Raw genomic sequence first — 9,955 nt, forward strand, 5'->3', positions numbered from 1 at the left:
TCGGTGGGCACGGGCAGCAGGGCCGGGCCCCACACCAGCGCGGCGGCGGCGAGGAGGGAGCCGAGGGACAGGGCCGTATGCCGTCCCGCGGTGCGGCGCCGGCCGGGTCGGGTGGCCAGCGCATGGCGGACGGCCACCGCCAGGAGGCCGCCGACGAGCGCCACCGCCGCGGTGAGGCCGGGCGTCCCGACATACCGGACCAGGGGCAGGATCGGTGCGTCGGCCATCCCGAAGGCGATCTTGATCCAGGGGAACCCGCCGAACGGGGTCGTGGACCGCAGCCACTCCCCCACGGCCCAGGCGGCCGCGACGACGACGGGGTAGGGCAACCGGCGGGGCGCCCGTCCCCGTGGCCGGGTGTCGTCGGGGGCCGAGAGCAGCCCGCACAGGGCGCCGGTGATCCCGACGTAGAGCGCCTGCAGCACCGACAGGGCGACCCAGGGCAGGTCACCGACGTAGATCCCGGACCAGTGCAGCGCCGGCAGGTAGGCCGCGAGGCCGGTCACGATGCCGAGGAGGAAGCCGCGGCGGGTGCCCGCTCCGTGGGTGGCGAGGGCCAGCAGGGCGATCCCCACGGGTCCGAGCCACCACACGTCGTGGTCCGGCCAGGACAGCCACAGGGCCAGACCCGCGCCGATCGCGAGCGGCAGGGCCAGGAGGAGTCGACGCACGGCGACACCCTAGCCGTACGGGTGGGTAGGTCGGTGCGCGCCGCCACGGGGTCAGCACGCGCCGCTGAGGCACAGCACGACCCGCAGGCCGTTGGGGCCGGCGCGGACCCGACCGGATGCCGGGGCTGCGCCGTTGTCTACTAGGCGTGCGGGTCGTGCTGCTGTCCGAGGTGCGGTGATCGCAGAGGTGGCACCGACGGGCACGGACGATGACCTGGATTCACCCGATCGGGCGCTCCCCCAGGGAGTGATCACCACCGCCCACGTCGGAGACCCGGATCGGACCCCACTCGAATGGTCGGACAACCTCGGCCAACCTAGAGCCTCCCCCACAGCGGCTGTCAAACAGCCGCTGACCTGCGACGACGCATAGATCCGCTGGTCAGGGGCGTGACCCTGAACCTAAAATAGTCGGTTGACGTCGGCGTGTCGCCAGCATGCGGACACCATCGGCGCGTTCGGCCGAACGAGCGGAGGCAATGACCCTGTGCCACAGCGCTCCGGACGGAGGGTGAACCTGCGTGTCAGGGCTCGTGACGCTGGGGCACGACCACCACTCCACGGGCCGTCGTCGCGACCACCGGTGGGTCGAGCACCTCGGCCGCCGAGGCGCCCCGGTCCGGCGTGCCACGGGCCACCACGTGCACCGAGAAGTCCATCTCCCGCGACCGGGAGCCTACCCGGACCAGGGTGCAGCTGATCTCGAGGCAGTCGCCGGCCCGCACCGGTGCCGAGAACTGCACGTCGCTGTAGGACGCGAACAGCCCCTCGTCCCCGTCGGTGCGGATGCACATCTCGGTCGCCACGTCGCCGAACGCGGCCAGGGAGTAGGCCCCGTCCACGAGGTTGCCGGCGTAGTGCGCGTGGCTGTAGGGCACGTAGCGGCGGTGGACGAGGGTCATGCCGACCTGGGGCGGGGACGCGGGGGTGGTGGTCATCGGGCTGGCTCCTCGGCTGCGGTCCGGGTGCGGGTGGGTGCCTGGGGGCGGGCGTGGCGCTGGGAGATGGCGTGGACGAGGTATGACGCCACCTCGCCGGGCGTCGTCCCCTTGCCGAAGACGCGGTCCACGCCGAGCTCGCCGGCGGCCGCCTCGTCGAAGCGCGGACCGCCGACGACGAGCAGCGGCGCGGTGCCCGCGGGATAGGCCTCGCGGAAGGCCGCCGACATCTCCCGGGTGTTGGTGAGGTGGGCGTCCCGCTGCGTGACCACCTGCGAGACCAGCACGGCGTCGGCCTGCTCCGCGCGGGCCCGCTCCACGAGCTCGGGCACGAGGACCTGGGCGCCGAGGTTGACCACGGTGATCTCGGAGTAGTACTCGAGCCCCTTCTCCCCCGCGAAACCCTTGATGTTGAGGATCGCGTCGATCCCGACGGTGTGGGCGTCGGTGCCGATGCACGCCCCCACCACCACGAGCGGACGGCGCAGCTGGCGCTTGATCGCGGCGTTGACGTCCTTGGCCGGGAGCAGCGGGTAGTCGCGCTCCATCACGTGGACGTCGCGCAGGTCCACCAGGTGGTTCACGGAGCCGTAGACCACGAAGAAGGTGAAGTCCGGACCGATCGGCTTGGCGTGGACGAGCAGGGCGGGCCGGATCCCCATCTTGTCGGCCAGCTGCAGGGCGGCTCCCTCCGCGCGCTTGTCGTGGGGCACCGGCAGCGTGAAGGAGACCTGGATCATGCCGTCACCGGTGGTGTCGCCATACGGCCTGATGATGTCGCTCATCGGGTGGCTCCCTCCTCGAGCAGGGTCGTGGCGGGGTTGTCGTAGTCGGGGCCCTTGCGGACCACGCCGTCCAGGCCCTTGCCGGCGTCCGCCGGACGCTTCATCAGGCCGAAGGTCCCGTCGGCGATGGCGTCGAGCAGGGTGTCGTCGGCGATCCGGTCGAGCAGGTCCACGGCCTCGGACAGCACGGCCCGGGCCCGCGTCTGGACGAAGCCGTCGGGCGGCGGGCGGAAGTCCTCGCGCAGCCCGCGCCCGGCCTCGAGGGCGTAGCGGACGTTCTGCAGCGCCAGGTCGCGGTCGGACAGGAAGGGCGTGACGACGGCCTCGGTCATCATGCCCACCAGCAGGATCCCCTGGTCGGTGAGCCCCCCGACGAGGTTGAAGAAGCCGTCGAGCAGGTAGCCGCGGAAGACGTCCCCTGTCATGTGCTTGGTGGGGGGCATCCACTTCAGGGGCGCGCGTGGGAACAGGTCGCGGGCGAGCATGGCGTGGGCCAGCTCCATGCGGAACGAGTCGGGCACGTCCGGGTTGATCTCGAAGGCGTGGCCGAGACCGAGCTGCCAGTCCGCGAGCCCCGCCTCCTTGGCGAAGTACTCGTTGAGCAGCTGGCTGACCGTCACCGTGTGGGCGGCCTCGACGGCGTCCGCGGTCGTGAGGTAGTTGTCCTCGCCGGTGTTGATGATGATCCCGGCGCGGGCGTGGACCTGGCGGGAGAAGCGCTGGTCCACGAAGGTGCGGACGGGGTTGATGTCGCGGAAGAGGATGCCGTACATCGAGTCGTTGAGCATCATGTCCAGCCGCTCGAGGCCGGCCAGCGCCGCGATCTCCGGCATGCACAGCCCGGACGCGTAGTTGGTGAGGCGGACGTAGCGGCCCAGCTCCTTGCTCGTCTCGTCCAGGGCGGCCCGCATCAGGCGGAAGTTCTCCTGCGTCGCGTAGGTCCCGGCGTAGCCCTCGCGGGTCGCGCCCTCGGGGACGTAGTCGAGCAGGGACTGCCCGGTCGAGCGGATCACCGCGATGACGTCCGCTCCCCCGCGGGCCGCGGCCTGCGCCTGGGGCATGTCCTCGTAGATGTCGCCGGTCGCCACGATGAGGTAGACCCACGGGCGGGCGGGCGCGTCGCCGACCTTGGCGATCAGGCGCTCCCGTGCGGCGCGCTGCCGGTCGATGCGCGTCATCCCCTTCTTGACCGAGCGCATGGCCAGGCGGCGCGCCGCCGTGCGGTCCTTGCCCTCCGGGAGGCGGAAGGTCACGGCGCCGGCCGCGGACTTCTGGGCGAGGGTGAGCAGGTCCGGTGCCTCCCCCCGCGCCAGGGCGTCGTGCACCGGCGTGCTGACGCCGGCCTCGAGCCCCACCTGGTCGCGCACGCCCTGGACGAGGTGGTTGACCCACGGGACGCGCTCGTGGTCGGCGCCCGCGAGTCCCGCCAGGCGCAGCGTCGCGCGCTCGACCGACACGGTGGTGTGCTCCTGCGCCAGCCGGACGACGGGTCGACCAGCCCGGCGGGCGAGGCTCCTCGCGCGACGCACGACCTGGGGGTCCAGGTCGAGGTGGGCGCGCGCACCCGGCGCGGGCGTGCGGGTCATGTCAGAGCTCCTTCGCTCTCGTGGATCGTGCGGCCGCCGACGACGGTCAGCAGGGCTCGGGGTGTGGAGATGTCCGGGGTCAGCCGCGGCAGGCCCGGCGTCTCGAGCGGGGAGCGCGATCCCCCGCCGAGCTCGCCCGGCGGCACCTCCCACACCACGAAGTCGGCGGGGAGCCCGACGTCGAGGTAGCCCCGGGTGTCGTGGCCGGACGCGTGCCAGCCGCCGACGGTGTGGGCCCGGAAGGCCTCGCCCACCGAGATCTGGTCCTCCTCCGAGCGGTGCCAGCGGGCGGAGCGCAGCGTCTGCCAGGGGTCGGCTTCCAGCCAGGGCGACGAGCTGGCGAGGGCCGTGACCAGGCCGTCGACGCCGAGCGAGCCGAGGCGCATCATCTCGCGGGCCCGGGCCCGGGCCGGGCCGAGGCTGCGGGTGAACTCGCCGTCCGGGCCGCCCCACCTGCTGTCCACCTGGGGCATGCGGACGGCCACCACCCCGAGGTCGATGAGGGTGCCCAGCACCCGGGGGTCGGCCAGGGCGAAGGTGACGGTGCGGTGCCGGATCGAGCGGAACCGGTCCAGCCCCACGGTCCGCACCGCGGTGCGCATGCCGTCATCATGGCGTCGGCCGCGCGGTCTCCCAGGGCGACCAGGCTGGTGCGGACGCCGGCCAGCGAAGCGGTGACGAGGTGCTCGGCGATCATGCCGGCGGGCATCGGGTCGGGGCCGAGCTGGCCGGGCAGGTCGATGTAGGTCTCGTGCAGGGCTGCCCGGTGGCTGTTGACCGGCCCGTCGACCTGGAGCGTGAAGCCGTGCAGGTCGTGCTCGCGCAGGAGCTCGGTGGGGTCCTCGCCGGGCCGGCAGACGTGACGGAGGTAGCGCTGCACGACGGGCCCCGGCAGCTGCGGGCGCACGGTGGTGAAACCGTCCAGGAGCCGGGGGCTGGAGATGTGGTCGTGCAGGCACCCGATGCCGTAGCCGGCGGCGGCGGACAGGGCGCCGTCGAGGATCGCCTGCTGCTGGGCGGGCGTGCGCAGGGCGACGAGCACCTTGAGCAGGGCCCCGACGCTGGGTCTGCGGCTCCGGTCCGACAGGTCGCACGTGTCCACCCCCAGGCGCTCGGCCGCGGCGGTGAAGGCCGGCGAGCTGACGCAGGCCCCCTTGTCCGCACGCAGGATGACGGCGGGACGACCGCCCTCCGCGCGGTCCAGCTCCTCGGGCGTCGGTGGGCGCTGCTCCGGCGAGCGACCCTCGTCGTGGCCGAACCCCGTCACCGGCCCGTCGGACCGACGGGCGGCCTCCGCGAGCCGGTCGAGCGCCTCCGTCAGCGAGCGAGCCCCCATCAGCTGGGTCACCGAGTGCCACTCCGCGGTCTCGACCACGTAGTGGATGGGGTCGACGAACGGCGTGGTGACCAGCGCTCCGTGCAGGTCCACGACCCGGTCCGCCTCGTCGACCTGCCCGTCCGCCTCTGACTGCGTCCCCACCCAGAGCACCCGGGTGTCGTCGACGAGCATGGCCGTGGGGAAGCCGCGGGTCGGGACGTAGACGTGGCCGTTGCGGTAGAGGGTGCGTCGTCGCATGGGCTCAGTCTGCCCGTGGTGCGAGGCGACCCTCGAACAACGCGCGCACCGACGCGTCGGAGCGCAGCAGGTCGAGCGCGAGGGCCGCATGCCCGGGGGTGTAGCCGTTGCCCACGAGCATGCGCACGTCGGCGGCCAGCCCCTCCGCGCCCAGCGCGGCCGCGCTGAAGCTGGTGGCCATCGAGAAGTAGATGATCGTGCCCCCGTCGCGCGTGACGAGGATCGAGGGGTGCTCGCACCCCGGCACGTCGACGCAGACCACCGTGACGTCGGCCGGGCCGTGCGCGGCCTCGACCGCCTCGAGCAGCCCGAGCGGGTCGCGCGCGTCGGCCAGGACCACGTCGTCCGCGAGCCCCGTGCCCCGCAGCAGGTCCGCCTCGGCCTGGACGGGCACCACCGCGGTGAGGTGGCCGGCCCCGGCCCGCCGGGCGGCGGCCAGCGACAGCGAGCCGGACTTGCCCGCACCGCCGAGGACGAGGACGGCGGGCGGCTCCCCCGCGCGGGCCCGGTGCTCGCGCACGACCCGATCGACCAGGGCGGGGGCACCGCACACGTCCATCACCATCAGGGCGAGCTCGGGGTCGAGGTCGTCCGGCAGGGTCGCGGCGATCGAGCGGCCGAAGAGGATGGCGTGGCCCTGCGCCGGGACGCGCTCGTCCTCGCCGTCCCACCGCTCGAGGCCGTCGGTGATCCGCAGGGGCGTCAGGGACAGGCTCACGAGGGTGGCCACGCGGTCCCCGGGCCGCAGCCCCAGGGGGCTCTGGGGCCCCACCTCGTCCACGGTGCCGATCAGCATGCCGCCGGACCCCGTCACGGGATTCTGCATCTTGCCGCGCTCGCCGACGATGTCCAGCACCGCCTGGCGCAGGGCGCTCCCGGCACACGACCCTCTCAGCTGGCGATAGCTCGCGGCGTCGAGGTTGAGGGTCTCGACGGACACGCGGACCTCGTCCGGCCAGATCTCCGGCCGGTCGTCGAGGCAGCGCGCGGCCTGCGGGAGGGACGGGCGCTCCCCCGGGCCGACGATCACGCGGTGCAGGCCGTATGGCGACGAGCTGGTCGCAGGGGGCGTGGGGGCACCGCTGCCGGGGCGGGCGACCTGCGCGCTCTCCATGCCGATTCTCCACTCTGAGACGGGTGATGGTGCAAAACCTTCTGCCCGCAGTGTTGCAGGCCGCAAACTCTCCGCTACCGTAGGGGTCATGAGTGCGATGGAGCAACCATACGTCTACCGTCGGCGCGAGCTCGTGGAGCCCGACTGGCGCCGGTTGCCGGGCTGGCGCGACGTGACCGACAAGGACTGGGCGAGCGCCCAGTGGCAGCGCACCCGATGCGTCAAGAACGTCAAGCAGCTGCGCGAGCTCATGGGCGACCTGCTCACCGAGGACGTCTACGCCGACCTCGAGCGCGACCAGGCCGAGCGCGCCACGATGTCGATGCTCGTGCCGCCCCAGATGCTCAACACGATGGTCCCGGCCGTCGACTCCCCCATGCCGGCGGCCGGCGCGGAGTTCAGCGCCGCGTTCCTCGCCGACCCGGTCCGCCGCTACATGCTGCCGGTCTACTCCGACCGCCGCACCGACTGGCCGAGCCACCCCCACGCCTCCCGCGACTCGCTGCACGAGGCCGACATGTGGGTGGCCGAGGGGCTGACCCACCGCTACCCCACCAAGGTGCTGGCCGAGCTGCTGCCCACCTGCCCGCAGTACTGCGGGCACTGCACGCGCATGGACCTCGTCGGCAACTCCACGGCGCAGGTCACCAAGCTCAAACTGGCGGGCAAGCCGGTCGACCGGCTGGACGCGATGATCGACTACCTCAAGGGATCCCCGCAGGTCCGCGACGTGGTGGTCTCGGGCGGCGACGTCGCCAACATGCCGTGGAAGAACCTCGAGTCCTTCCTCATGCGCCTGCTCGAGATCGACAACATCCGCGACATCCGGCTCGCCACCAAGGCGCTCATGGGCCTGCCCCAGCACTGGTCCGCGCCCGACGTCGTCGAGGGTCTGGGCCGGGTCTCCTGGACCGCCGCCTGCCGCGGCGTCGGGCTCGCCGTCCACACGCACATCAACAACGCCCAGTCCGTCACGCCCTCGGTCGCCCACGCGACCCGGCTGATGCACGAGGCCGGGGTGCGCTCGATCCGCAACCAGGGCGTCCTCATGCGCGGCATCAACGACACGCCGGAGGCACTGCTGGACCTGTGCTTCACCATGCGCGACGAGGCGGCGATCAACCCGTACTACTTCTACATGTGCGACATGATCCCGTTCAGCGAGCACTGGCGGCTGTCGCTGTCCGAGGCCCAGCACCTGCAGCACGCGATCATGGGCTACCTGCCGGGCTTCGCCACGCCGCGCATCGTGTGCGACGTGCCGTTCGTCGGCAAGCGGTGGGTCCACCAGGTCGAGGAGTACGACCGCGAACGCGGAATCTCGCTGTGGCGCAAGAACTATCGCACCTCGATCGAGGGCGAGGAGGTCGACGTCACGAGCACCGACTACGCCTACTACGACCCGATCTACACCCTCCCCGAGAGCGGGCAGCGCTGGTGGCGCGAGCAGCGGGATGAGGCGGCCGTGGCGTCGGCCCACGAGGCGGAGGTCGCCGCGGCGGCGGCCTCGCGCACCGCGTCCCTCGTCTGACCGTGTCCCTCGTCTGACCGTGACCCCTCACCGCACCCCCGAAGATCGTCGGCGCGCGCCTCGCAGACCTGCGCGCGGGCCAGCGCGGCGGGGATCCGCATGACCGGGTAGGCGTCGACCGGGCAGGCGGCGCGCTGGGCGTGCCGGCCGGCGGCCGCCCAGCGCCCCATCAGGGCGTTGACCTGCGCGCCGGTCCAGTGGAGCAGGGGCTCGCCGAGCCTCAGCTGGGTGGTGTCCCCCAGCGAGCTCCCGCGCTCCACGAGCCGTATGGCGGCGGCCCACTGCCCGGCGTCGAACCGCGCTCGCGCCAGCCACCCCAGGGCCCACATCGCGATGCGGACGGAGCCCTCGTCGCCCGGGCGGCCGCAGGCGTCCTCGAGCCGGTGGGCGGCGGTGTCGGCGTCGCCCGTGGCCAGCTCGACCCAGCCCGTGGCGAGGGCGACCCGCTGCCGGTGGGGGCCGATGGGGTGGTCGTGCAGGATCTCGGCCAGGCGGGCGCGCGCGCGTCCGGCGTCGACGAGGATGGCGGTGCCGATCGCGCCGATGCACTCGGCCTCGAGCCGGGACGCGTGGTCGTCGCCGCCGAGCAGCGCGGCGCGGGCGCCCCACTGCTCCAGCTCGGTCCCGTCCCAGCTGCACAGGGCGTGCAGCGCGCGACGACCGGCGACCTGGACGGCCTGGGCGGGGCGGGTGCGCGGGTTGCACTGCCGCCAGGCCTGGTCGAGGCAGACCTCGGCCCGGTCGGGGCGGCCGACCATGATCGCGTGGTAGCCGAGGGCGGCGTCGCGCAGCACGCTCGGCGGGCCGGCCGAGACTGCGGGGACCAGCTCGTCCGCGGTGACGAGCTGCCCCGCGCCGGCGGCCGCGTCGAGCGCCTCGGGCAGCAGGCTCTGGCGCCGGTCCGCCTCGCGGGTGGTGCGGACGGCGAGGGTGAGGGCGGCCGAGGCGCGCCGCCAGTCGCCGCGCTGGGCGGCACCTCGGCCGAGCCGGACGACCTCCTCGACGGCGGCCTCGTCGACGAGCGCGCTGCCGCGCAGCACGTGCCGGGCCCGCTCGAGGTCGTCCTGCGGGACGGCGGCTGCCCGTCGATGGGCCGCCTGACGTCGGGCGAGCGGCATCGCCTCGACGACGGCGGCCGCGAGCATGGGCGCCACGGGGGCGACGCGCACGCGGTAGCCGTCGTCGACCAGCCGCACCGGCGCGCTGCGGACGGCGTCGTCGACCGACGCGGTGGGGTCGGCCTTGCCCGTCAGAGCGGCTAGGTCGTCCAGGTCGAGGGTGCCGAGCACCGAGACGAGCTCCACGACGTCGCGGGCGGGTCCGTCGAGCCGGGAGACGACCGCGTGAGCGTCCGACCGCGCCGTCGGGGTCGATCCCAGACGGACGTCGTGGGTCGACGCGGTCAGGTCGGTGGCGAGGTGGGAGAGCAGGTCCTCGACCAGGTCGGCGAGCCCGGCGGTGTGCTCGACCAGGCGCATCGCGGAGAGCCGGTGCCCGAGGCCGTGCGCGTCGATCCTCGCCTGGACGCGGGGGACGTCGAGGGGGCGCACGACGCACCGGTGGTCCGGCACGAGGGGCAGGCCGAGGGTGCCGTCGTGGACGAGGACCACCGTGGGGCGGTCGGGTCCGGGAGCTCCCGCGCGGTCCACGAGCGGGACCAGGAGGTCGGGGTCGGCGAGGTGGGCGTCGTGCACGACGACGAAGGGAGGGTTGGCGGCGTTCGCATCGCCTTGGCGGGCCTCGTGGCGGTCCCC

At 73.6% G+C, this 9,955-nt stretch carries 7 protein-coding genes and 1 pseudogene; 1 reads left to right on the top strand and 7 read right to left on the bottom strand.

Annotation, left to right across the window (positions count from 1 at the left end; genetic code table 11):
• From B2P18_RS03710 to B2P18_RS03740, 7 genes and pseudogenes are all read right to left on the bottom strand, one after another.
• Positions 1–671 (bottom strand): annotated as a pseudogene (locus tag B2P18_RS03710) (apolipoprotein N-acyltransferase); the annotation flags it as partial.
• Between the two features lie 524 nt (positions 672–1,195).
• Entirely contained in the window at positions 1,196–1,609 is a 414-nt protein-coding gene (locus B2P18_RS03715; RefSeq protein WP_286955903.1) for a hotdog domain-containing protein, read from the bottom strand.
• Entirely contained in the window at positions 1,606–2,394 is a 789-nt protein-coding gene (locus B2P18_RS03720; RefSeq protein ID WP_286955905.1) for an OAM dimerization domain-containing protein, read from the bottom strand. Before B2P18_RS03720 ends, B2P18_RS03715 begins: the two co-directional genes overlap by 4 nt.
• Positions 2,391–3,980, bottom strand: coding sequence for a lysine 5,6-aminomutase subunit alpha (locus B2P18_RS03725; protein WP_286955907.1), 1,590 nt, complete (start codon positions 3,978–3,980; stop codon positions 2,391–2,393). The genes B2P18_RS03720 and B2P18_RS03725 overlap by 4 nt, the downstream gene beginning before the upstream one ends.
• The gene (locus tag B2P18_RS03730) at positions 3,977–4,444 is read right to left on the bottom strand and encodes an amidohydrolase family protein (protein WP_286955909.1); all 468 of its coding nucleotides are present in this window, start codon (positions 4,442–4,444) and stop codon (positions 3,977–3,979) included. Before B2P18_RS03730 ends, B2P18_RS03725 begins: the two co-directional genes overlap by 4 nt.
• Entirely contained in the window at positions 4,366–5,556 is a 1,191-nt protein-coding gene (locus B2P18_RS03735; RefSeq protein ID WP_286955911.1) for an amidohydrolase family protein, read from the bottom strand. The genes B2P18_RS03730 and B2P18_RS03735 overlap by 79 nt, the downstream gene beginning before the upstream one ends.
• 4 nt (positions 5,557–5,560) lie before the next feature.
• Positions 5,561–6,670, bottom strand: a complete 1,110-nt coding sequence (locus B2P18_RS03740; RefSeq protein WP_286955913.1) for an L-erythro-3,5-diaminohexanoate dehydrogenase — start codon at positions 6,668–6,670, stop codon at positions 5,561–5,563.
• A gap of 88 nt (positions 6,671–6,758) precedes the next feature.
• On the opposite strand from B2P18_RS03740, the gene B2P18_RS03745 reads away from it, so the two are divergent.
• Positions 6,759–8,201 carry a KamA family radical SAM protein gene (locus B2P18_RS03745; RefSeq protein WP_239266426.1) on the top strand — a complete coding sequence of 481 codons (1,443 nt, stop codon included), beginning with the start codon at positions 6,759–6,761 and terminating at the stop codon, positions 8,199–8,201.
• Positions 8,202–9,955 lie beyond the last annotated feature (1,754 nt).

The organism is Arsenicicoccus sp. UBA2120, from assembly GCF_002330965.1.
In the GTDB taxonomy this organism is placed as follows: domain Bacteria; phylum Actinomycetota; class Actinomycetes; order Actinomycetales; family Dermatophilaceae; genus Arsenicicoccus; species Arsenicicoccus bolidensis.